Source organism: Nitrospira japonica, from assembly GCF_900169565.1.
In the GTDB taxonomy this organism is placed as follows: domain Bacteria; phylum Nitrospirota; class Nitrospiria; order Nitrospirales; family Nitrospiraceae; genus Nitrospira_C; species Nitrospira_C japonica_A.
This window is the reverse complement of record NZ_LT828648.1, coordinates 346,133-369,747: the sequence shown is the minus strand read 5'-3', so window position 1 is coordinate 369,747 and position 23,615 is coordinate 346,133. Positions and strand designations below refer to the sequence as shown.

Sequence of the window (23,615 nt, the reverse complement as noted above, 5' to 3'; positions counted from 1 at the left end):
CCATGAGCTTGCGATCATTTTCAGCGAGGCATGCGCGGCCTTGCGGCCTGTGGCTGCTGGCTTCTGTTCTGACGGCGTGCAGCTTTCCTGCCGTTGACCTCTCTCCGACCTATGAGCCGCCTCAATATGTCGTGCCGGCGACCTGGCACGGATCCAGTCCGTTTGCCGAAGCCAAGCCCGCCGACGACGAGATCCGCCAGGATTGGTGGAAAGTCTACGAAGACCCCACGCTCAACCGGCTGGTCGATCAGGCCATGGCGGCCAATCCGGACTTGGAGGCCGCAGCCGAGCGGTTCGTCCAGGTTCGTGACATGATGATGAAGGCCCGTTCGCAGTATCTGCCCCGTTTCGGTATCGGGTTCGACGCCTCGGACAATCGCGCATCGGCCAATCACCTCTTTCTGGCCCCGGGCATTCCGCTCGAGCAGTCGAGCGTCGTCGCGGGGGGGCTGGCCTCCTGGGAGCCCGATTTCTGGTCGGTTCTCCGTAATGCCATGAGAGTGGAACTGTACCGCGCCGAGGAACGTGCGGCGGATTACGGGCTCGCGCGTCTGAGCCTGCAGGCACAAGTCGCCGAAAGTTATTTCACGCTGCGCGGCCTCGACGCGCAGGACGCGATCTATCGGCAGTCCATCGAGCTGTACCGGGAGTCGCTGGACATCGTCAACGCACAGTTCGCCGGTCAGATTGCCTCGGCGCTCGACGTCGCCCGTGTCGAGTCCCTGCTGTTCACGACGGAAACGAGAAGAGCCCAGATCCAGGGACATCGCCAAGTGGTGGAGCAGTCGATCGCGGTTCTGCTGAACATGGCCCCGGCCAGTTTCTCCGTCAAACCGGTCGATGAAATTCGCGTGACCAGGTTCAAGGTTCCGCAGACCATCCCTTCGACCCTGCTGGAACGGAGGCCCGACATCGCCGCCATGGAGCGCCGGATGGCGCAAGCCAATCGCGCCATCGGCATGGCGCGAGGGGCGTTTTATCCCAACGTGTCGTTCCGCCTCGGAGGCGGATACGAAGATGCCGCCTTCAATCTCATCTCTCTTGCCAACAGCTTCTGGTCTTACGGCGCAACCGTCTCGATGCCCCTCTTCCAGGGCGGATACCGCCGTGCTCAATTGCAGCAATCCTGGTCGCTCTATCGCGAAACGGAGGACAAGTATCGGGCGACGGTGCTCAATGCGTTTCGGGAGGTGGAAAACAATCTGAGCTTGACCAACCGGCTGACTCTCGCCGCCAATCGCCAGGATGCGGCCGTGGGGGCCACGCGAAAGACGCAGGATCTGACCACGGAACTCTATCAGGGCGGTCTGGCTTCGAGCCTCGAGCTGATTTATGCCCAGGTGGCGACCCTGACGGCGCGCATCGATTCCGTGCAGATCAAAGCCGAGTTGCTGAGATCATCGGTCGGACTGATCCGCGCGCTCGGCGGAGGCTGGAATCGCAAACAACTGCCGACGGACGATCAAATTCAGCCGTTCGGCACATTCCAATACACCAATATCGACAAGCCGGCACCGGCCGGCGGCATCGACGTCAATGCGGGCAATAATTGGATCAACAACGACCTGACCAAGCCCTCCGTTCCATATAGACCCGTCCTAGATCCGTCCTAGATCCTTTCCTGAGGCTAACGCCATTCAGCGTTCCGACTCCATCAATCCCCGGCGATTTCTTGTCCTCTCCAAGGGGCGTTCCCAGTGGCACACTCTTGCATGGCTCTCTACGCTAAAAGAATCAAGCGGGCGTAAGCACTGATCGGAAAGCCCGAGGACGATTTCTATCATTACCAAACCCTAATTGGCCTATCTGGAGGTTCTATGGCACATGGCAACGGCATTACCGGGCCGACGCCCGTCGGTGGCGCGATTCTCACGTTAGGCTTGGCCGTCGGCCTCGCCGCCTGTGCCTCGCCCAGTCACACACGGACGGCTTCCCCGACGCCGGTCGAACAGCAAGTGGTGGTGGAGCGCCCTGTCGTACCGACGGAGCGGACATCCGGCGTCGCAGAGCGGCCGATGCCTCCCGACCGCATTGTTCCGAGGGCCGCGACCGGCATGCAGACAGCCGCGACCGTCTGTGCGACGCACCTCGACGCACAAGGAAATCGGATTTACGACGATCCATTATGTCCGACCCGAGACAGCCGGACGACCGAGACGACGCCTGACGTCCAAGACCCGGCCTATTACAATCGCCACATCAACTCCGCCGTGGACCATGTGCGAAGGGCCGAGGTGGCCGGTGACCAAGGCAATATTCCGGACATGCTGCGCCATACGGACCTGTCTCTGTCGCACGCAACGGCCGCCCAGCGGGCCGTCGATGATGCCAGTCTGAACGACGGGATCATGGACCTCCGGGAAACGATGATTTTGGGACAGCGGAATCATATCGCCCCCGCCGCGCTCCGCGACGCCCGGGTGAAACTGACGCAAGCCGCACATGCGCATCCGGTCGCTGCAAGAACCGGTACGGTGACCGGCGAATTGAAGCGCACGTCGACGCCTGCGAGAGCCGACGGTAGCGAGTATTATGTCGTTCGGGACCGCCAACGCGGCGACACACCGGTGGTTCTCTCGCCTGATTTGAGCCGCCAGGTCCAGGATGGTGACATGGTGGAGATGCAACTCGATGCACAGGGGCGTGTATTGGCGGTTTCCAAATATCCTTAAAGGTAGGGCCTAAGATAGCGGTGACGACGCCGGTTGAGACGGTCACGCCGTCTCAACCGGTCGATGATGTCTGCTCGACACTTCCCCCTCGATTCGCATTTCTGATTTCCTCATCATCCGGATTTCCCACGCCGATACGTGAGGTCGTTGCAGTTTGAGCCCATTCGGCGTACCCTCGGGCCGACATTGGTGCACCGAGCATTGAGCTGATCCCAGAAGGTGCCATGCGGCGCTGCGATCACGCCTTCGTCAGCCCTCCTTTTCTTCAAGTCGATTCCTACAATAGCCGATGGATGAGCCGTTCAGGCAGTGAGCCGGAGACGGTCGTGCCGGTCACATCCCGGTCCACATCCCGATCAGGGTTGCCGCTACGTGCGGTTCGGATCGGCCGCATGATCATGATCGTTTTTCTGCTGCTCAGTTTTGCCGGCTGCGCCATGGCCCCTTCCTATGGGCGAGGCGGACCGAGCAGGGGTGATTTCCAGCCTCCGAGCGAAGCCGATATGCAGAAGATGATGGGTCAGATGATGGGGCAGGCGCCGGTCCGGCACGCGCCGGTCAGTACCGATGGCGTCCAGGTAGTGTTTCAGACCGGCCATGCGGGAGCGATTCACGCGGTGGCGGTCAGCCCCAACGGGCGCTATCTCGCTTCGAGCGGCAGTCAGGACGGGACGGTCAAGATCTGGGACGTGGCGAGCGGGCAGGAAGTCAGGAATTTTTCAGGCTTCGGCGGGTTCGGTCAGGGAGCCGACTTCGTGACGTTCAGCGAAGACAGTACCCAGGTGGTGACCCATGAGATGACCGGAGCGGTCAAAGTCTTTGACGTGGCGTCAGGGCGGGAAGTTCGCGCGGGAGGAGCCGGCTTGGACGGCCGAGGAGCCGTCAGCGCGAATGGTCGCTTCGCGGCGGTCGGCGAAGCGGCCGATCCGAAATCAAGCGACAGTCCGTTGTTCGGCGGAAACCGGTCATTGTCGATCATCGATCTCGGCACCGGCCGAACGGTATGGACGATTCCCGATTCAGCCATGCAGCAGCCGCTCGCATTCAGCAGAGACGGCAGGACCCTGGTCACCGTCCGGACCGACACAGGCCATTCCTCCACGGGGGTGATCGGAACCATCGGCTCGTCTCTCGGGTCGATGATCGGGTTGGGTGGCCTGTTCAGCAACGAACCATCCATCCCGGCCGTCAAGCAAGAGTTGCTGGTCTGGGAGGTGCCGGCCAAGACGCAACGGCATACGTGGCCCTATGCGCCGGCATCCGATGGGCTGGGCGGGACTCTGAGCCCCGACGGACGGTATTTTGCCATGGAGCAGCCTGTCGAACGATCACTTCGCGTACTGGATCTGGAAACCGGCAAGCCCGTCGTGGCCATACGTTTGGGAGAAACGGGCATGAAGGGCATGGGGATGACCCATTCTCTCACGTTCAACCCCGATGGAACGCTTCTCGCGATCGGAAAGGGTGACGGCGCGGCCACGTTGTTCGAGTTCCCATCCGGGAAGAAAGTGCGCGAATTCGACGCCACGTCGCTGAACTTCAGCCCCGACGGCGCGACGTGGGTGATCGGCGCAGCAAACGGAGGCGCGCCCTATCTGCAGGACGCGGCGAGCGGGAAGGAGACGCGATTGGCCGGCGGCGCCAGCGAAGTGTCCGACCTAGCCCTGACGGCGGACGGACAATCCATCGTGGCGGGCATGCACGGCGGAAGCGCCAAGCTCTGGAATCTTCCCACGGGGCAACTGGTCCGCACCTTCGACTGCCCCGACGGGATGGCCGTGTCTTCCGTTGCCGTCAGCCGCGCCGGGACGCTGTTGGCCACCGGTTGTATAAACGGTTCGGCTTGGCTCTGGGATCTTGCCACGGGCAAGCAATTGAAAGCGCTGACTCGGCCGCTCCCGCCGGATCAGTTCACGCCGGTGTATCTCCGTCTTACACGCGACGATCGGACGGCTATTATTGGTCGAGGCAATCAGGTGATAGTCGCGGACGTCTCCAACGGGATGGAACTCAGTAGGATTATCTTGCCGAATAAATCGGTCAAGGGGATCGCCCATCTGGAGAATCAATCGGCAGCGTATGAAGGCCTGGATCCCAAGACCCGCGCCATGATGGACGCCCAGGCTCCGAAACAACCTTCCATCGATCGCCAGACCCTGGAACGGATGAAGGAGTCCGCTCAATGGATCCGGGCTCTCGACGTCCATCCGGGTGGCAAACTGATCGCGATCGGACGGTCCGAAAGCACGAGTCTCTGGGATGTACAGACCGGCAAACTGGTCCTTGAGTTCCGGGATGTCAGCCCCATGCAAGCCAGAGCGATGCAGCAGCGGCAACGCGAGGAGGAGTACCAGCGGATGATCGAGGAAGCCGGCAGTCTCAAGTCGCTGTTGCCCTTCGGCCTGGGTGCGCCTTCCCGATCCATGTCCATGCCGCAGGGCGAGATCAGGACGTTGGACGATCCCTCGGAGTTATTCGAGGCGTTCGAAGACGGGACTCACGGCGCGACGAGCCTGGCGTTCAGCCCGGACGGGAAATTCCTCGCCACCGACGGCGTCCGCGGTAAGACGGTCTGGGACGTCGTGACGGGAAAGAAAGTGCACGTGCCGAAACGACAGATGCGGGGCGCTCAGTTCGATCCGATGAGCGTCGTCGAGAACCTGGAAATGAACATCGGAGGAAGGGGAGCGGCGTTCAGCCCGGACGGCCGGATTGCCGCGAGAGGCCACGGCCAGATCATCAAGGTGTGGAACGTGGCGACAGGTCAGGACGTTCTTCAATTGGTGGGACACACGGGCGCAATCAGCTCCCTCGTGTTCAGCCCCGACGGCCGTTTCATTGTGAGCGCCGGCGGCGACGGGGCCATTCGGCTTTGGAGCCTGCGTTCGGGGAAGGAGGTGGCCTCGCTCATCGCGCTCGGCCATGAGGATTTCGTCGCCGTCACGCCGGATCAGTATTATCGAGCGTCCAAGAGCCGCATCAAGGGCGTCGCCTTCCGTGTCAACGATCAGCTGTATCCTTTCGAACAGTTCGACTTGCGATTCAACCGGCCCGACATCGTGTTGGAGCGTCTGGGCATGGCATCCCCGGATCTCGTCAAGAGTTACCGGCTCGCCTATGAGAAACGGCTCAGAAAAATGGGCCTCAATGACCAGATGCTCGGCATCGATTTTCATCTTCCGGAACTTCACATCCAGGGAGGAGAGGTCCCTGTTTCGATCGACCGAGCGACCTTGCCGCTCCGTGTGAAAGCCATGGACACGAAGTATGCCCTCGATCGGCTTCAGGTGTACGTCAACGACGTGCCGGTATACGGCACGTCCGGCTTGATGATTGCCGACCGGACGGCACGGAGCTATGAACAGGAGATCCAGGTTCCTCTCGTGGCGGGACGCAATAAGATCCAGGTTTCCGTCTTGAATCAGCAAGGGACCGAGTCTCTGAGGGAAACGCTCTATACGACGTCCACGGCCGAGATGGCTCCCCCGGACATCTATCTCGTGGGTATCGGCGTCAGCGAGTACAAGAACCGCGCCTACAATCTGCGCTACGCGGCCAAGGACGCGAACGACCTGCTGGCCTTGTACAAGTCGGTCGAAGCGCGTTCAGGGGTGAAGGGAAACGTCCATCTGTTGGATCTGACGAATGAGAAGGCGACCAGACCGGAAATTCGGAAAGCAAAGGATTGGCTCAAGCGCTCCAAGGCCAACGATCTGGTGATCGTCTTCGCCGCGGGGCATGGAATGACTGATGAGCAGTCGAACTATTATTTCGGCACGCACGACATCGATCCCAAACATCCGGCCGTGAACGGACTGCCCTATGAGGAATTTGAACGCCTGCTCGATGGGATTCCCGCGCTGCAGAAGATGCTCCTGCTCGATACCTGTTTCTCGGGAGAAATCGAAAAGGATCAGCCGGTGGTTGTGGCCAAAGCCGACGCGGGCGGCTCGGGGACGGTCAAGATGCGGTCGTTCAAGGCGGCCAGGGGCGTCACCTTGGTGGCGGACGCGGGTGATGGCCAGGCAAACACGCCGGCTGAGCCGCGGCTTTCCACCGATATGGTGAAGTTCCAGCAGGACTGGTTTGCGGACCTCAGGCGGGGTACCGGCGCGGCGGTCATTTCCAGTTCGAGCGGAAACGAATACAGCCTGGAAGGAGAACAGTGGAAGAACGGCGTCTTCACCTATGCCTTGTTGAACGGGCTCAAGAACCAGGTCGCCGACACCAATAAGGACCGGACCGTCACCGTGAGCGAATTGCAAGGCTATGTCATCGAGCAAGTGCGCAAGCTGACGGAGGGCGGCCAGAATCCGACCGCCAGGCGGGAGAACCTGGAATACGACTTCGCGGTGTATTGAAACTGTGGTTGAACCGTGGAGAAGAAACGGTCGACTCAACAGAGGGAACTCGAGATGAAATGGACAGCGGGTCGGCGAACGCTCCTGCCGGCGCTCATGGTGATGATGATCCCGTCCGGTATCGTCATCGCGATGTCGTTCTCGCCCGCGTTTGCAGCCTCGTTTGAAGGGGTGGTGCATTTCAAGAGCAATTATTGGGGGGAGGAATCGGAGTTCGACTACTATTCCAAAGGAAACAAGGCTCGAATGGAGACCAACCGCTCGAGGCATGGTCGAGCGGCAGTGATCATGGACTTGGATGCGCGCAAGGTGTCCATGCTTCTGCTGAGCTGGAGGCTGGCCATGGTGATGAACATGGAAGAAGCCTCGCGGCTGGCCTCCGTCCGACCCGTCGGGAGCCTCGTGAAAACCGGGAAAACCCGGACGATCCTCGGCTATCACACCGACCAATTTATCCATACGGGTCAGGAAGAGGAGACCGAGATCTGGGGAACGACCGGGTTGGGGGTCTTTATCGGGTTACATACGCGCGCTTCCGGATTCGGCCGAGCAGGAGATTCCCCTGAATGGGTGCGAGCCCTCCGAGACCAAAAGATCTTTCCGCTGGTCGTGATCAGAATGAACAATGGCAAGGCTCAAGCGCGCATGGACGTGACCGACATCCGAAACGAGGTGCTGTCGGAAGAGCTCTTCGTCGTTCCCAGGCGATACCTGACGTACGATAAGTTCGATCCCAATAACAAAATGCCCGGGATGCCCGGAACGGTCTGGATCAAATAGAGAGACGCGTATCATTCGAGAGTCCGTCAAACCGTCATGAGGAAGGAGCCACGTCATGTCACTCAAATGCCGAATGCCTATCGGTGCGGGGCTCGTCGCACTCGTTCTGTTGATTGGCCAGTACGCGTACGGAGCATTTGGGAGCGGCGCGATCACGAGCATCGACAAGAGCGGCCTGGTTACGGCCACTGACCTGAAGACGAAGCAAGTCTTCTCCTTCCAGGTCACGGATCCGAAACTCCTTCGTTCATTGAAGATGGGACAATTGGTGTATGCGGACTTCAACAAGCAACAAGTATCCCTCGACAGCCTGAATCCCTGTTGCCCGATCGTCAAACCTCAATCTTCGAAACAACTACGCGGCCCAATGGAAGGCGGACCAGTTCTGGACCCCAATGCGCCGAACCAGGTAAGGCCGTTGCCTCAAGAGCCCATGCAGGCCCCTCCGAATAGAAGCCTGCAACCAGGAGTGGGGCGCTGACACTGCGTACGTCCTCGATCATGTGAACGGAAGACGACCGGAAGGTACGGAGGAACGATCTGGGATGGCGGTCTGTCGGGCATAGGGAGGGTTGAACCTTTTCATAAGAACGATCGACAAACCAGACAGAGGACATTTGGATTACAGCCTCTATCCGATCGGGAGAAGAGCCATGCGGCAGGTTGGACGGCCAATTGAACCGATGATCGGGACGGTACTGTTGGGACTGCTGATTGCCGCCTGTTCAACGACCGACAATTCATCGGACAAACGGGTTGCTCAGCCGACGCCGCCCGTTGCGCCAGTCCCGGCCGCATCGCCGGACGAAGGCTCCGCTTCCGTTGGAGATGGAGGCGAGGTCGCCAGCCGACGCGTGTTGCCTTCCGACCCCTGTCTGTCGAGCGCGGATATCAATTGTCGAAATCGGATCAACCAATTGAAAGACGTACGAAGGGAATTGGCGAATCCAACCGCGCCTCCGACGATTCCGCCGGTTCCGGCCAACGGCGGGCGATGCGTCGTCGACGTCCAGGGACAATATGGACCGCCGGTCGGGCAGCCGGGTGCCAGAGGATCATATCGTCACTTCGAGGTCCAACTGTGGATCGTCACTTCGATGCCGATTCCAGGACAGAGTGCGACGAGAAGGTCCTATGCGGTCCAATGGGCGACCAGTGGATCAGGCGATCGAGGCGACGACAACGGCGTGGGGACGAGCGATCATTGGACCTGGACTATTGCCGGGAGCAGAGCCAGCAGCATTCCCACGGTCATGACGGGCGAACCGCAACTCACCGCGCTCAACAGTGCCGGCGGCAATTGGATCGTCAACATGCTTCCGACGGCGTTCCCGGGTGGTATCCGCGAAACACAGCAACATGTGATCGCCGGAAGCCCTGTGCCCCCGCCCGTCCAGGTTCAAAAAATGTCCAATGCATTCGGCTACCAACCCTTCGGACAGATATCGGGCATGCCGATCATGGATTCGAACGGAACGCTGACGACCAAGGAGTCGAAGGTCTTTCCGATCGATGCCGTCCAGAACAGAAATGTTCCGAACATGATGCCGGCGTATCAGAACATGATGCCGAGAGGAACCGTCGACTGCACATGGAATCTCACGCTTGCTCCCTAAGCGGCGGGCTGAGGCATCTGTATGCCGTGACGATCAATCATTCGGCCAAGACCGCGGATGGCGTTGCGGTGCCGTCAATGGTTTGACGCGCAACCGATCAGACGTGGTGCTCACCAGGAGGACACCATGAATCACCAAGGCGTATGGGGGCGAGTTTCGTATGGAGGGGCTCTTCTCGCATGTCTCGTAACGGGACTCGCCGGACCTGCCTGTGTATTTGCCGATGAGGAAAAGCCGGACGAGGTCGAGAGCCGAGGCATGCCGAGAATCGAGCGTCCAGTGCAGCCGGGAATGTCCATATCGCCCGGTTCAGCCGCGCAGCAACCGTTTCAATTCCCGACTTGGCCTCAACAATTTGACATCGAGAACAGGCAGCTGGCCTCGTTCGGATTCGCAGTCACGCAGCCGGGTCCGGTCGTCGTCAACGTGCAGTTCCAAGGGCCGCCACTGGATATCACTCTGCGAGGCTCGAACACGCAACCGATTGTCCAGCGGGGCCAAGGCAACATTCGCCTGAGTTATCAAGTCACGCCACAAGATGTGCAGCGCGGGATCTTGTGGGTCGTGCGGATATCTCTCGCTCCCAACACACAAGGCAAGGCGACAGGTCAGGTGATGATTCAATACCCCGCGGTGCATGAGGCTCAGGCAGAATCGGCGGTTCGCACGAGGGTTGAAGAGGCGAAGCAACGTACCCAACTCAACGACGCACAGGTTCAAGCAAGACGGCAGGCTCTGTTTGCGGCTCGTCAAAGCGAGCTGGACCGCCAGTACCAAGACGTCATTAGAGTGACAGGAGTTCAACTCGACGCATTTCTCAAGCAAGCGCAGTCAGGAGGAAAGATCCAGAGCAGAGGATTCGGTCAACCCGGGGTCTTGTATGAAGGAAAAAAGACACCTCAAATGAGTGCGATCCCTTCTGGTCCTCATATCGACAAGCTCAGCGTGACGCAAGGCCCGCCGGGCAGTACTGTCATCATCGAGGGAAGTGGATTTGGAAATGTTCCCCGTTTTGTCCACATGACCGCTCCCACACGAGAGCTGTTTGCAAAGGTCGTCGGAGCCCCGGCGCAGCCCATATGGTCCGATGGCTTCATTGCGGTCACGGTGCCGGAGATCGCCGGAGTCCTTCCCTTCATGGCGAACTTCTTCGTATCGATTGGAGTGGATCCTTCGTCACCGGGGCCTGAATACCGAAGCAACTCCGTCCCCTTCCAGTATATCCCCCGTCAGGAAGCCAGGGTCATCACCCTTGTCACCGGGGATCATCGCATCGACGACGTCGGCGGCAGTGCAATTTCATTTGTGAAGGACAATATCGTTCACCACACGAAGCTGGGCACACTCATTCCGGTATGGGGCATGTTTCTTCCTTTCGTCGGCAAGAAAGGTAACGATTGGTTCTTTGAGAACACGACACTGAAGAACGGCTGGAAATTCGACTGCGTGGAAGTCTTACCGTACGATCCTCGGACGTGCGGTCCCACGTCCGGCCCAACAACAACAGTGGCGTACGGGGTTCCGCCAGGATCCGGTGCATATGTGGTCGCAGGTCTTGGGACCTCAAGTCCACAATTTGCCGTCCACTGGTGGCTCGAGCCCTTCATACCAGAGATGACATACACCTATGCCGTGACGATCAGTGGTCCGGCCGGGACGCCGGACGGGATTCTCGTGCCTTGACGTCGAGACGCATCGAGAGGAGGGCTCGCGACCTATGAAGAATCGAGTCCACGGACATCCTCCGGACATCATTCTTCTCTTGATCGGCTGCCTCTCGATCGCCTGTACCGCGAGCGATCGGAAGGAGATGCCGGACGCCCGCGTCAATCAGCAGGGCATTGCGGACGTCGCGTTCCCGCCGAATGCTGATGAAACCACTTCCGCAGATAGGGACGTCGAATCACGTGGCATCCCGAATCCGGATCGTCCGATTCTTCCGCCCAGGGATAAGTTCGCTCCGCTTCCTTCAAATCCTCAATCGGCTCCGCAGCTCAAGCCGATCGCACCGACCCCACCGCCGCCGCTTGCCGTTGCTCCGGTCCTCGTCGTTCCGGAACTGTTGTCGGAGCGGTTTACCATGCCGATTCCCTGCGAGGGACGGGCACAATGCTGGCTCAGCCGACGCGGGCTCGGGGCGCTCGATGAATCGTTCGAGTTCTTTCGCACACTCGGGCTGGCCAAGTGCAGCGACCAATGGCTTTCATGCGTCAAACAATTCACCGACTCGCTGAACCAATTCAAGGCCCGCAACGGCTTTGCGGTCGGTCAGGGGGAAGTCCGGGCCACGTACTTCAATAACATCGACCTGCGGATCGGCCGCGATATGCACTGCCGACGAAACGCCGGTGGAATCGCCTGTTATGTTTCCAACTATGGGCCACCGGCATTCCTCAACGGAGCAGCCAATCCGGCCTATCCGGACCCTCATGCTGCGCTGACGGAAGCGGTTCAAGCCGCCGGAGGTCTCATCCCACCCGGTTCGCTCCAGCAACCATCGAGCAGTGCCTTGAATGCGCCACGCGGATCGGCAAACGTTCGCCCTTCGACCGGGACCGGATCAACACCGGCACCGTCGAAGCCATTGGCAACCGTAGCGATGGAATATCACCCCGTGCCTGCGTCCAAGACGGTGGTGGTACGGGAACGTGACGGGTTGTTTACTCAATCCAATCCAGAAGTCTGTCTTGGAAGTCATAGCGATGGCCCTCCTATCCGGCAGGACGTGGATACGGGCATCGATGTCATGCCGGGAGATGTGATTGAATTTTCGGCGACAGGATCCATCTGGGGCGGTGAATGTCTGACCGGCAACAATGGTCCCTCCGGGTGGGGACCGAGACCGGACAACCCCAAACTCCCCATCGGTAACGCCTCCCCATTCGGTCTGGTCGGACGTATTGGTCAGCCAAACGATGTCGGAGCGTATTCGGACGTCGACTGCATCAAAACCTATGACGAATACGGGCAATCTCCTCCGTGCAAACCTCGTCCGTCCTATTTCTTCATCGGTGATCGCAATACCACTACAGTTCGTGCCGCCAGGGGGCGTTTGTATCTGCGCATCAATGACGACAGGCCGGGAAACGGAGCCGGATCTTTTGTGGTATCGATCAGGGTCCAGCGGCAGGTGACGTTCTACGTCTACGATCAAGACGGCCGGCTCATCCCCAATGTGGCGTTGGACCGCGAAGGGCCGAAGTTTGTGCCCCACATGTGCCTTGCCTGTCACGGCGGCGCCTATGATGATGCGACCCACACGGTTCGCGGAGCCTCGTTCCTGCCGTTCGACCCGTATAATTTTCTCTATTCCGAAAACCCAGGATTTCGCAGGCAGGATCAGGAAGTGGCATTTCGAGACCTCAATCTCCTGGTGGCTGAAACGAGTCCCAGCAAGGACAATCCAAGCCGTCCGATCGCGCGGATGATCGACGGTATGCATCGGGCGCCGAACGGGATGGCGAATGCGGCAGCCGCCCATTATGTTCCCGCAGGCTGGCGAGGGCACGAGGATCTCTATCGTGATTTCGTGGGGAAGTATTGCCGGCTCTGCCACATGGCGCAACCCGCTCGCATCGATTTCGAAACCTACGACAACTTCAAACAGTCGAATCCCGGCGCGGCGATCTGCCGATTCGGCACCATGCCCCACGCACAGGGACCCTATGACCATCTGGCGACCGGACGTTATTCGACCAAGGTCGGAGTTGAGCTTCGTGCGGTGGGGGTCGGATGCATCGGGAAATCATGAAGCCGCGTCCGGCGACACGGAGAGCATCGATCTGGCAAACAACCAATGAAGCGGGTTCTCACCACGGAGGGCATCATGGATCAGCAAAGCCTATGGGGGCGTGTTTCGTATAACGGGGCTCTTCTCGCGTGTCTCGTCGCGGGACTCGTCGGGCCTGCGTGTGTATTTGCCGATGAGGAAAAGCCGGACGAGGTCGAGAGCCGTGGCATGCCGAAGCTTGAGCGCCCGGGGCAACCCGGGATGTCGATGGCGCCCGGTGCGCCGGCGCAGCAAAAGTTCCAATTGCCGACATGGCCGCAAAAGTTTGAGATCGAAGATCGCAGGCAGGCGTCGCTTGGGTTCCCGGTCACGCAGCCCGGACCGCTCGTCGTCGATGTGCAATGGCAGGGCCCTCCGTTGGAAGCTGTGCTGCGTGGGCCGAACGCACAACCCATCGTGCAACGTGGTCAGGGGCAGGTCCGTTTGGCGTATCAAGTGACGCCGCAAGATGTCCAGGCAGGAGTCCTGTGGGTGGTCAATCTCGGACTTCTTCCCAACACAAAAGGTCAAGCGACCGGTCAAGTGTCAGTGCAGTATCCGCCGGCAAACGAGACGCAAGCAGAGGCGGCGGTGCGTGCGCGGGTTGCACAGGTGCAGCAGCAGACCCAGCTCAACCCGGCTCAACTCCAGACCCACATGCAAGCGTTATTGCAGATCAACAAGAATGAAGATGCCCGGCACTACCAAGAACACCTCAAAGAAGCGGCACTTAAAGCCGACACGTTCCTCAAGCAGAAGGGCTTCCAAGCCCAAGTCCAAAGCAGGGCCGTTCCGCCACCTTCTGACTCCGCGAGGATCGCGCCTAAGCTGCCGCCAGGCGCTCGCGCGCAGAGACCCGAATTTACACCTCCACCGCCTCCGCATATTGACAGTCTCAGCGTGACGAACGGCCAGCCGGGCGCAAGGGTCGTTGTCCATGGAAGTGGTTTCACCACTACGGCGGGGCATGTCTACATGACGGGGACGACAGGCCTCGTGCAGCATGATGCGAGGGTGGTGATGGGGCCGGCCGGCCCCACGTGGACCGACACGCTCATCGAGGTTACCGTTCCGGAGCTTACCGGCGTCACGCATTTCAACGCGAGCTTGGTTGTCGCGGTCGAGGGCGACCCAGGAGGACCACAGTTCAGCAACGCGGCCCCATTTCTGTTCGTGCCTCGACAACAGAGCAGGGTACTCACGATGGTCTCGCCGTTTGACCGGCGTCTTGCGAGTACCCAGACCTATTCTCAAGCGACGGGAGGGGCGATGACTGAAGCATCCGTAATCGGTAATGACATTCATCATAACAGGGTCGCCGCTTCCATTTTCGCTCCCGGTGATATCTTCTTTGGAAAGGACGGACGCGATTGGTTCTTCGAAAACACCGCACTTCAGAACGGCTGGCGCGTCAGCTGCGTGGAAGTCATCCCCTACGATCTACGCTCTTGTCAACCCACCAACACAGTTTACGGAATCCCCTTTGGGACGGGCGCCTATGTCGCCCAATCCGATCAGACCTTGAAGCTTCAGGTCCGGTGGTGGTTCGATGCGTTTATTCCCGGGATGTCTTACACGTATCTCTTTGTCATCCGGGGCCCTGAAAATGTGCCGGACGGAGTCCTGTGTCATACAGTGGCCGCCTGCAGCGCCCCATGACCCTCGGCCGTCGCGATCCACCCAAATAGATAGAAGCATATCGTTCACTGGGAGAAAATATGAAACCGAAATCGCATCGAGGGTGGTGGGTCATTGCTGCGATGCTTGTAGCGGGATGCACAGGAAACGAGCCGGTCATCGGTCCGAGCTCCGCCGGCGTAGAAAGCCGGGGCGCGCCGCAAATGCCGCGTCCGATAAAGCCCGGAATGGCTGCGGCACCCGGCGCGCCGACGCCACAAAAGTTTCAACTGCCAAGCTGGCCGCAGAAGTGGGATGTCAACAATCGTGAACCGCATGGTGTCGCCTTTGGTGTGACCCAGCCAGGACCCGTGACAGTAGACGTTCAAAGTCAGGGCGCGCCGGTGGTCGTTGCGCTAGTTGGCGCCGGCCCTCAATCCGTTCAACAGCAGTTAGGCAGCGGTTCGATTCGGCTCACCCATCAGGTCACGCCGGCAGATGTCCAACGCAGTGCCATTTGGAAGGTAGGGATCGCGCTCGCTCAGCCTGGAGGACCGTCGGCACAAGCTGCCGGCACAATCGCCGTCCAAAGCCCACCAGCGGACATGAACACCCTGCGCTCGCAGATACAGGCACAGAATACCCCGCACCCTCCGCTAGATCCGCAATCAGCTGCTCGGGCAAAGGCCGCGACGGATGCATCATTCCAAGCAGAATTGGCAAAGTTTAAACAAGAGCAGACGGCTCGCCGTGCAGCCATTGCAGCCGGGCTGCAATCCCTGCCTCAGATGCAGGCTGCGCGCGCTCGCCTCCAAGGACAAGTCAAATCTAGGACCATCGAGAGCGGTGATGCCGAGGAGCGAATTTTCGCGCCTAGAGAAGTGGACCTATGATGTCTAGCATGGTGCGTCTGTTGAATGTACGAGCCATTACCGTGGCCATGATAGCCACGGTACTTTTCCTGTTTGGCTGTGCAACAACACTCGTTGCCGCGCAAGAACAATTGGACTTGCCTCGTTACAGCCTTCAAGTGCCTGCCGGCTGGTCGTCGCAAGTCGATGGGGAACGGTGGATGCTCTACCCGTCGGGAGGAGCCAATGAATTGGGTATCGCACCGGTTGGAACCGGCCTGCAGCTCGGCGAGACACTGACGCGCGCCGATGCTCATCGGCAGCTGTGGGCTTCCGCCCTGAGTAGCCGTCAGGTCCTGCAGGCGAATCCCACCCAACAAGACAAGGACGACTTGGGACGCCAGTGGACGGTTGATTCCGCAATCATTCAGGAGGCAGGGACGCCGTACCTTCTCCTGCTCAGCGTCGTGGAACTTGCCGGCCGAGCGGAGGGATTTCTGACGGTTGGAACGCCGAGCGCGCTCGAACGACATCAGAAGAGCATCGATGCCGTGCTCAATTCGGTGCGTCCGAGAGAGCCGGCCAAGACTCAAGCAGCCCGGATGCGAGAGAAGGCGCCGGTGTTCGGCCGACCGAGTCCGCTCGGTACATCCGGCCCCGGCCGCCTTACCGGTGTGTGGACGGCGACGACGCATGAACTGCGCTATGGGACGACCGGCCTGGCGAACAAACCGGTGGTGTCGGAGCTGATTCTGTTTGCCGATGGCACAGCCCTATGGGGCATGCCGGGCGAGGGACTTCTGGGTTTTGATCGAACTGCCTATCGGGCACGTTGGCCCGAGCGATGGGGTGCCTATACGGCACGCGATAAGCAAGTGATCGTTACCAGGGGAAAGGAAGAACGCCTGTATGCCGTGCTGCAAGACGGCGTCCTTGAACATCGCTACATTGAAGGAGGAAAGGAGCGGACAGGCGAACGGTTTATTCCTCGACCCAGCCTTGACGGCGTGCGGCTCGACAGCGAGGTGCGACGCAAGGACCATTGGCCCGCGCCAGGCAATGCCAGCGGCCTCGGAACCTTGAAGGGATTGTCATTCTCAAGAGACGGGACATTTCATGACGACAAACTGATGTGGATTGTGTCGCCCGACCGGGAAGGTGAAAGCAAGGAAGCGCATGAGGCGCGCGTGCTGCCGGGACAAGGGCACTACAGGTTCGAGCACTGGACGCTCGTGCTCGAGTACGACGACGGGCGTGTCAACCGTGTGGGCTTTGTCGCCACGGATCGCGAGCAGCCCATGAAGGGGGCGATCCTTAACGGATATCCGATCGAGCCCAATCCGTACTAGTGCGGACCTGCCCGGTCGTGCGAAACGGACGGACCGTCATGATACACGCAGTTCGAACGAGGCAGCGTTGAACGCTTGTGGCAGACGAAGCGACCGACCGTGAAAGGGCAGGATGAGAAAGCCGTGGATGCCATGAAGGATGGTGTCGTCGTCAGGCCGGTGAATTCCGTCTATCGGCGCGACAGCGCCTTTTCGTATGCCTGTCACGCATGCAGCCGGTGTTGCCACGACAAGGTCATTCGTCTCAATCCGTATGAAGTGGACCGGCTTGCCATGAATCGCGGGATCACGACGACGGAATTTCTCTCGCGCTATACGGAGTCCAACGGAACATCTCTCCGGCGCGTTGAAGAGGGCGCCTGTGTATTCTTGAGCAGGCAGGGGTGCGGCGTGCATGAGGATCGCCCATTGGTCTGCCGGCTCTATCCGTTGGGGCGCCGCGTAACGGCCGAAGGCGAAGAAACGTTCCATGAACTCACGCCCCATCCACGGACCGAGGGAGAGTACGGTCGTGGAGGAACGGTTCAAGATTTCCTGACGACGCAAGGCGCGCAGCCGTTCATCGAGGCCGTCGATCGTTACGTCGAGTTGGTCGGGAGCATGGCCGTCAAACTGCACAGCGTGGCGGCGAATGACCACGACCTGCTGGCCGAGGTGAAGCAGGCGACCGAAGGCGTCGATCAACGGCATGACGCGATCCTGCGGGATTGGACGGACATGGATTCCGTCCTGACGCAGTATTGCCTTGAACGAGGAATGACCGTGCCCGACGACGTAACGGAGAGGATGCCTCTCCATATCAGGGCCGTGACGGAGCGGCTGGACAAACTATAACCATCCATCAAGGAGGGATGCCCGTGGGACAATCCAACGACAACGATGCTGGACGTGCGAATAGGCTGGCAATGGCGGCGGCACTCGCCCTGTTGGGTGCATCGGTCGGTGTCGACGTACCGACAGTGTTGGCCTCGTCGTCCCCGTCGCCGATGCCGCCGGAAGGCATGCGCCAGTCCGGAGACCGGATGAAACCGGATGCCACGCAGCAAAAGTTCGATCCTGCGCAGAAACGGATGGACGCGACTCAACAGAAACATCCATCTGTCCAACAGAAGGACATGGTGGCGCCGGGCATGAAGCCTATTCCTCCGACGCGATGACGCAAGAGGGCGGCGCTGCAGGAATGGATCGAGAGGGGTGATGTGAGGAGCGTTCCAATGAGAGGAGAAACCTGATGCAACGTTCATGCGGTCGGGGGCTGAGGAGAACAGGTTGGAACTGCGGACTGTTCGTCCTGGTCGGTATGCTGACAGCCTGTTCATCGACCGAAAATGCCTCGCCGACGAGCGAGGGCGGCGTCGAGAGCCGGGGAGTCGGTCAGATGCAGCAGCCGGTGAAGCCGGGAGTTCCAGTGCAACCGGGAGGGGCCGGACAATCGAATGTGCAGATACCCACATTCCCTCAGAATTTTCAGGTGCAGGGACCCGAATCGGACTCCTTCGGCTTCGCAGTGACTCAGCCGGGGCCAATCGTCATAGATGTACAGGGTCAAGGAGCCCCGGTCCTTGTGACATTGCAATCTCCCGGCGGCCAGCCGATCACGCAGCAGGCCACCGGCAATGTGCGAATGAGCTACAACGTCACGCCGCAGGATGTGCAGCGTAGTGTTCTCTGGATGGTGCAGATTCGCTTGGCTCAGCCCATGCCGCCACAGCAGGGAGGCCGGGCTGCAGGGACGGTGAACGTGCAGTATCCGTTACCGAATCCATCACAAGTCCAGTCAGCGATGACCGCTCAGCAACGGGCCGTGCAACAGCAAGCTGCGCAGCAGCAAGCACAAGAGCAACAGATGGCAGCGCAGGGGTCCGCTCAATTCGAGCAGGCATTCCAACAACACAAATCCCAGTTCCTCCAGCAGCAGGCGGGTCGTCGGGCCGCCTTGATTGCGCAGATTCAACCTGTGCTCAATCAACTGCAGAGTCGCCAAGGTGGACAGATCCGGCCTCGGGGAGTTGAAGGCGACAGTCCCGACATTCCTGCTGAGCCGACCGACGAAATCGGCACGCGCGCGCTGAAACAACCAGGTGCGCCGCTTATGCAAGCTCCCGGCGGGGTTCGGCCTCCGACCATGGCCGCAATGGAAGAGCCCGTGAGTTCGCAGCAGGCTCTGGGAGCGGCAGGATCAGGCCCTCCGCCTCAGCAGGTGATGCAGAATCCCACCATCACCTCATTGAGCGTGGGTGGACTTGGTCAACCTGGAGATCAGGTGATCGTCAACGGCAGCGGATTTGGTACTAATCAAGGAGAGGTCCATTTCATCCTTGGTCCAAACAAAGACGTCACCTATACAGGTCAAGTTTGGTGGTACGACAATCAAATACTGGTGCATGTGCCACAGGAGGATGGTTTGCGAGCCTACAACGGCTTCGTGTACGTGGTAAGAAATCCGGACAAAGGAAAATCTTCCCTCACGCCGTTTCACTTTGAACCGACCGTGGATTTCAGGACAATTATCTATACCGCAGACAGGCGCATCGGGCAGCCGGGAAAAGATTTCAAGATTGTCGGCGGAAATAGCAATCTCGGCCATCAGCAAATAGGGCACGGGAACCCCAATCCCTTCATCGGTTATAAGGGGAACGATGAATTTTTCACAAACGCGAGGTTGGCGAATGACTGGGTTCTCGATGAGGTGTTTCTCACTCCTACCTTTTTCAAGAGAGGAGGAGCATATTTTCAAGAGAAGAAGCTCGGAACCAACTGGCCCTATTTTAACGTGAGATTCTGGGTTGATGGCTGTTTTGGAGACACGGAGTCATTCGCCAACTACATTTTCCTTGTCTCTATCAGAGGGCCCAAAGGAGTCGCCGACGGTCTCGTCGTGCCGTAGAACAGAGCGGTTCTCAGACTAGTTCATGCTACGGACCGCCACGGTCCAGTAGCTGCACGCCTCTCTTGAGGATTTCCGGGCTGCCGATCAACTGCGGAACCTGATCGTTATTATATTCTCGCCTCGCGACCCGCTCGACTTCGGGTTTCACATACGCATAGAGCTCCGACAGATCGATCGTACCGTCCTTATTCGTATCAGCCGCGCCTTGGAGCCCCTTGAGGAAAAAATACGTGAACAATCCGTGGCTTTTTTGATCGTAGGTGCTGGAGATCTGCGAGGCGGAACTGGCCGTGAGCACCACGACCCTGTCGCCGGTCAAGACCGGATTCTCCATGCTGACCACAAGCGGCCTGGCTCCCTTCGCAATAACCGATCGCCCGCCTGAACCCGAAAAGCAGGAATCGAGCACGACCAAGATCTCACGAGCAGGGAGCTTGGCCAATTGTTCATACAGCCGCTTCAACGGATACCCGGTAATTTCGAGAAACGTGGGATCCCCGTCGTAAGGGACGAGAAATCCTTCTTGCGTGGTGGGGTTCGGGGCTCCATGACCGGAGTAGTAGATCAACACGCTGCTGTCCTTGTCGACCCGATTGGGAAGCCAGCGTTCAATATACTTTTCCAAGTCGCTTTTCGCCGCGCGCTCGTTGACGACCAGCACGACGTTTTCGTCCGGGTAGCCCAGCGTTTTCGTGAGATATTCTCTCATGATGTACGCATCGTGTGAGGCGAACTCCACCGGCGGCAGGTTCTGGCGATATTGCTCGATGCCGATGATGACGGCGAAGCGCGTCTTTTGGGGTTTGACCGCCACTTGAGGAAGGATATCGACGTCGCTGGATCGTTCCGTTCGAACCACCGAGGCCTGCGCACGGTCAGCCGGCCTCTTGGGAGCGGTTCGGGCATACGAGACCATTTGCGGCGAGTTGGCGAGTCCCCGGCTCAACTGTTGCAGCGCGTCGATCACGGCTTCTCGCAACACAATCCTCACGGCGCTGTCTTTGTCGGCTGCCGTTTGGAACAAGGCGTCCTTGTTATGGGTCTTTGACTTGAACGTGTCCGTGAGAATCGTTTGACCTTGCCGGTCCATCACGGTCACCGGCACTTCCGCGGTTGCATCAAAACTGTCGGTCGGGTTGGTGAAGATGTAGAAAGGGCCGAGAAGATACAGGAATCTCCTGGATAAACAATGTCCGTCCGTTGTGAGCTGCAGCGGCTTGGGTTCGACGACGACGTCATAGTGTCCGACCGCCAGTCCCTTATCGGTGACCACATCGACAGTGTCAAAGATGGGGGATAACGTCTCCCCGATTCCTGCTTCCAATTCCGCTCCGATGGGAATCTCGTAGTTGCCGGCGCACGACACGTCATACGTGGACACGCCGTTTCGCACGGTCTCCGGGATCACCACCGCCGCGCTGACCGGGAATTTTCTCACCTTCATGGCGGGAACCGATGTGTTCAACGGAAGCTTGGTCGGCGCGCAGGATTGCAGGCCCATTGTCAGGATCAGAAAGGCAACGACGGCCCAGTGTCTTCGCATCCCAGACGGTTTCATGCCGGATTCTTCCTCCGCAGCGTCCGTGAAATACAATTGGTCAATGCTCAATCTCCCGATCCTTCCGCCGAAGCCCGTCAGTCCGCATGAATCGTGAAAGCTTGGCCGTCCTCCACCCACGATACTTTGGCGCGAAGCAGTTTCGCGACCAGATACAGGTATGTCCCCCTGGCCTGCAGATCCTTTTCGACCGGGGAGCCAGGATGACCGCGGTCGTCCTGATTGGGGTCGAGGAGCGGGAGAGGCATGGGCGTGCTTGTCGCAATCACCCGAATCATTTCGGCGGAGCTCGATGCCCCGGCCGGAAGGCGGGCTTTCAGTTTCATCCCTTGCTGACGCAGGTCCTCGCTCGGGAAGATGAACGGCCGCCCGGCGCGGATGAGATTGTCCTTCGCGTACTCGTTGGGAAACAGAAGAACCGCATTCTGGTCCACGTCGATGCTGTAAATATGGACGTAGGCGTCTTTGGTCGCACTCACATAGAGAAGGCCTTCGTCTCCCTCGCGAAACGTGCTCCGGCTCATTGCAAGGGAGACTCTGAAATTCCGATCGATCCGGTCGGAGGAGGGAAGCAGGCAGTCTTTCAATGCGACCTCGTATTCGCAACTCTGGCAGGAGGTCCCGTGTTCCACGCGGGATGTCAGGATCTGTTCTTTGAGGATGTGCCCTTCCTGCGTCATGTGCAGGATTTGCTGAGTCAAGGAGGCCTGGTCCTTCAGATCGTTGGCCTGCATGAAATCCACAAAACTGTTTTGTACCTTGATGCCGAGAAAGCGGCGCAGGGCTTTCGCCCTCGCTACGGAGACCGCCTGCGCCTGAGCCTGATGTCTCGTGTTGTGGACACCGAACGGCACCCGAGCGGTTGAACCGACCCAGGTGCAGCCGGCCGGATCTCGGTCAAGAACCCGGACATCTGGGGCGTCGGTGGATCCGGAATCGGGATTCTGGGATTCCGATGAAGTAACCCGTGGTCTCGTGGCGTAGTGGGCGATGCCGGTTCGGGAGTCTTGATCGACGGGCATCGGTGTTCCTGGTCGACCGGTACCGGCTGCTCGTTCGGGCGGCTGTGTCGTCCCGGCGGACATTTCAGCGGTCGGACGGGATGACTTTCCCCCGTATATAAACACGAATTCGCCCTTGTCCGCTGCCAGCGACCACAGTTCGGGTCTCTGCGTATGCCCCTTCAGCTGCGCGGCGGCATACACCCGGCTGTCCAGATAGGTATAGAGCTCGGAGGCGGGAATGATGCCGTCGTTGTTGAGGTCAGCCAATCCCTGCTCGATGCCGTTCAGGAAATAGTGGGTGAACACACTGTGACCCCATTCCGGAGATTCCAGGGCTTCCTGATCCGGGCCTCCGGCCGTGATGACCTGCCGTCCCCGCTCCCTGGTAATCAAGCGAACGTAGTCTTCGGTGGCTTTCGACCGGTTCGCGCTGCGAAACGATTGTCCTGCGATTCCTCCATAGCAGGAATCGACAACGAATAAGACGTGCTTCGAAGGCAGCGCGTCGGCCAGCTCTTTGATCAGTCCCATGCTGATACTGGTTCCGGCGAAGTCGTCCATTTCGCCGTCCACCGGAAGGAGGTAGCCCATGACCTTGCCTCCTTCGACCTTTTGCTCAACGCCATGTCCGGCATAGTAGATGAGGACTCGGTCGCGGGGAGACACCTTCTTCACGAGCTTTCCGCCCAGCTCGCTGACGATGGCACGGCGGGTGGCCTGAAGATCGAACAACGCCGTGGTCTGGAAGCCCTGCTGCTCCAACACCCGCGCCACCTCTCTGGCGTCCGACACGGCATATTTCAACTTTGGCGCATACTGGTACTCATTGATTCCGATGACGACGGCCCAGACTTCACCGGTCTGCTCGGAGACATAGTCGGCCGCATCACGACCGTCGATTGTGATCCCGGCCCTTGCCGGAGTTGAGAGGAAAAGAAGGAAGAACAGAATGTGAGGGCGGAATCGCTTCAGAATCCGTGAACACGACCGAAGCATGGATTCTCTCTTTGCGTACACCGCATGGCCCGACCCGGGCTCGATCCGCATGTATGTCGCCGAATTGTCCTCTTGGTTCGACTAAAAAGCAACGGCCAAATATGAACGCAAGCCTCGTGGCTTCTCAAGCTTCAAACTCCAAGTTCCAAATT

Annotated in this window: 16 protein-coding genes; 14 read left to right on the top strand and 2 right to left on the bottom strand. The window is 59.3% G+C overall.

All coding sequences use genetic code 11. From position 1 onward, the window contains the following. Nucleotides 1-2: 2 nt before the first annotated feature. The 14 genes from NSJP_RS01670 (at nucleotide 3) to NSJP_RS01605 (ending at nucleotide 19,902) form a co-directional block, all read left to right on the top strand. Nucleotides 3-1,613, top strand: coding sequence for an efflux transporter outer membrane subunit (locus NSJP_RS01670; protein WP_080885209.1), 1,611 nt, complete (start codon nucleotides 3-5; stop codon nucleotides 1,611-1,613). Nucleotides 1,614-1,817: 204 nt separating this feature from the next. Further along, on the top strand, nucleotides 1,818-2,672 hold the full coding sequence (locus NSJP_RS01665; RefSeq protein ID WP_080885208.1) for a small metal-binding protein SmbP: 855 nt from the start codon (nucleotides 1,818-1,820) through the stop codon (nucleotides 2,670-2,672). A 392-nt stretch (nucleotides 2,673-3,064) separates the two neighbouring features. After that, entirely contained in the window at nucleotides 3,065-7,033 is a 3,969-nt protein-coding gene (locus tag NSJP_RS01660) for a WD40 domain-containing protein (protein WP_172834087.1), read from the top strand. Between the two features lie 54 nt (nucleotides 7,034-7,087). Continuing rightward, entirely contained in the window at nucleotides 7,088-7,813 is a 726-nt protein-coding gene (locus NSJP_RS01655) for a DUF4412 domain-containing protein (RefSeq protein ID WP_080885206.1), read from the top strand. Between the two features lie 55 nt (nucleotides 7,814-7,868). Continuing rightward, entirely contained in the window at nucleotides 7,869-8,294 is a 426-nt protein-coding gene (locus NSJP_RS01650; RefSeq protein WP_080885205.1) for a hypothetical protein, read from the top strand. A gap of 172 nt (nucleotides 8,295-8,466) precedes the next feature. Beyond that, nucleotides 8,467-9,429, top strand: coding sequence for a hypothetical protein (locus tag NSJP_RS01645; protein WP_080885204.1), 963 nt, complete (start codon nucleotides 8,467-8,469; stop codon nucleotides 9,427-9,429). 126 nt (nucleotides 9,430-9,555) lie between these two features. Next, nucleotides 9,556-11,112, top strand: coding sequence for a hypothetical protein (locus NSJP_RS01640; protein WP_080885203.1), 1,557 nt, complete (start codon nucleotides 9,556-9,558; stop codon nucleotides 11,110-11,112). 34 nt (nucleotides 11,113-11,146) lie between these two features. Then, on the top strand, nucleotides 11,147-13,180 hold the full coding sequence (locus NSJP_RS01635) for a hypothetical protein (RefSeq protein ID WP_080885202.1): 2,034 nt from the start codon (nucleotides 11,147-11,149) through the stop codon (nucleotides 13,178-13,180). Nucleotides 13,181-13,255: 75 nt separating this feature from the next. After that, nucleotides 13,256-14,857 carry a hypothetical protein gene (locus tag NSJP_RS01630; protein ID WP_155969773.1) on the top strand — a complete coding sequence of 534 codons (1,602 nt, stop codon included), beginning with the start codon at nucleotides 13,256-13,258 and terminating at the stop codon, nucleotides 14,855-14,857. 59 nt (nucleotides 14,858-14,916) lie between these two features. Further along, entirely contained in the window at nucleotides 14,917-15,708 is a 792-nt protein-coding gene (locus tag NSJP_RS01625; protein WP_155969771.1) for a hypothetical protein, read from the top strand. Further along, nucleotides 15,705-17,015, top strand: a complete 1,311-nt coding sequence (locus tag NSJP_RS01620; protein ID WP_155969769.1) for a hypothetical protein — start codon at nucleotides 15,705-15,707, stop codon at nucleotides 17,013-17,015. The genes NSJP_RS01625 and NSJP_RS01620 overlap by 4 nt, the downstream gene beginning before the upstream one ends. A gap of 75 nt (nucleotides 17,016-17,090) precedes the next feature. Further along, the gene (locus NSJP_RS01615) at nucleotides 17,091-17,849 is read left to right on the top strand and encodes a YkgJ family cysteine cluster protein (RefSeq protein WP_080885198.1); all 759 of its coding nucleotides are present in this window, start codon (nucleotides 17,091-17,093) and stop codon (nucleotides 17,847-17,849) included. 23 nt (nucleotides 17,850-17,872) lie between these two features. Next, on the top strand, nucleotides 17,873-18,172 hold the full coding sequence (locus NSJP_RS01610; protein ID WP_155969767.1) for a hypothetical protein: 300 nt from the start codon (nucleotides 17,873-17,875) through the stop codon (nucleotides 18,170-18,172). 647 nt (nucleotides 18,173-18,819) lie between these two features. Next, nucleotides 18,820-19,902 carry a hypothetical protein gene (locus NSJP_RS01605; RefSeq protein ID WP_155969765.1) on the top strand — a complete coding sequence of 361 codons (1,083 nt, stop codon included), beginning with the start codon at nucleotides 18,820-18,822 and terminating at the stop codon, nucleotides 19,900-19,902. Nucleotides 19,903-19,930: 28 nt separating this feature from the next. On the opposite strand, the gene NSJP_RS01600 is transcribed toward NSJP_RS01605, so the two are convergent. Both NSJP_RS01600 and NSJP_RS01595 read right to left on the bottom strand, forming a co-directional pair. After that, nucleotides 19,931-21,463 carry a caspase family protein gene (locus NSJP_RS01600; protein WP_155969763.1) on the bottom strand — a complete coding sequence of 511 codons (1,533 nt, stop codon included), beginning with the start codon at nucleotides 21,461-21,463 and terminating at the stop codon, nucleotides 19,931-19,933. Nucleotides 21,464-21,540: 77 nt separating this feature from the next. Then, nucleotides 21,541-23,463, bottom strand: a complete 1,923-nt coding sequence (locus NSJP_RS01595) for a caspase family protein (RefSeq protein ID WP_172834086.1) — start codon at nucleotides 23,461-23,463, stop codon at nucleotides 21,541-21,543. Nucleotides 23,464-23,615: the final 152 nt, after the last annotated feature.

What these genes read in the sequence shown, in the direction of transcription:
- NSJP_RS01670 (WP_080885209.1), top strand. Translation starts at nt 3, where the DNA reads ATGAGCTTGCGATCATTTTCAGCGAGGCATGCGCGGCCTTGCGGCCTG.
- NSJP_RS01665 (WP_080885208.1), top strand. Translation starts at nt 1,818, where the DNA reads ATGGCACATGGCAACGGCATTACCGGGCCGACGCCCGTCGGTGGCGCG.
- NSJP_RS01660 (WP_172834087.1), top strand. Translation starts at nt 3,065, where the DNA reads ATGATCATGATCGTTTTTCTGCTGCTCAGTTTTGCCGGCTGCGCCATG.
- NSJP_RS01655 (WP_080885206.1), top strand. Translation starts at nt 7,088, where the DNA reads ATGAAATGGACAGCGGGTCGGCGAACGCTCCTGCCGGCGCTCATGGTG.
- NSJP_RS01650 (WP_080885205.1), top strand. Translation starts at nt 7,869, where the DNA reads ATGTCACTCAAATGCCGAATGCCTATCGGTGCGGGGCTCGTCGCACTC.
- NSJP_RS01645 (WP_080885204.1), top strand. Translation starts at nt 8,467, where the DNA reads ATGCGGCAGGTTGGACGGCCAATTGAACCGATGATCGGGACGGTACTG.
- NSJP_RS01640 (WP_080885203.1), top strand. Translation starts at nt 9,556, where the DNA reads ATGAATCACCAAGGCGTATGGGGGCGAGTTTCGTATGGAGGGGCTCTT.
- NSJP_RS01635 (WP_080885202.1), top strand. Translation starts at nt 11,147, where the DNA reads ATGAAGAATCGAGTCCACGGACATCCTCCGGACATCATTCTTCTCTTG.
- NSJP_RS01630 (WP_155969773.1), top strand. Translation starts at nt 13,256, where the DNA reads ATGGATCAGCAAAGCCTATGGGGGCGTGTTTCGTATAACGGGGCTCTT.
- NSJP_RS01625 (WP_155969771.1), top strand. Translation starts at nt 14,917, where the DNA reads ATGAAACCGAAATCGCATCGAGGGTGGTGGGTCATTGCTGCGATGCTT.
- NSJP_RS01620 (WP_155969769.1), top strand. Translation starts at nt 15,705, where the DNA reads ATGATGTCTAGCATGGTGCGTCTGTTGAATGTACGAGCCATTACCGTG.
- NSJP_RS01600 (WP_155969763.1), bottom strand. Translation starts at nt 21,463, where the DNA reads ATGAAACCGTCTGGGATGCGAAGACACTGGGCCGTCGTTGCCTTTCTG.
- NSJP_RS01595 (WP_172834086.1), bottom strand. Translation starts at nt 23,463, where the DNA reads ATGCTTCGGTCGTGTTCACGGATTCTGAAGCGATTCCGCCCTCACATT.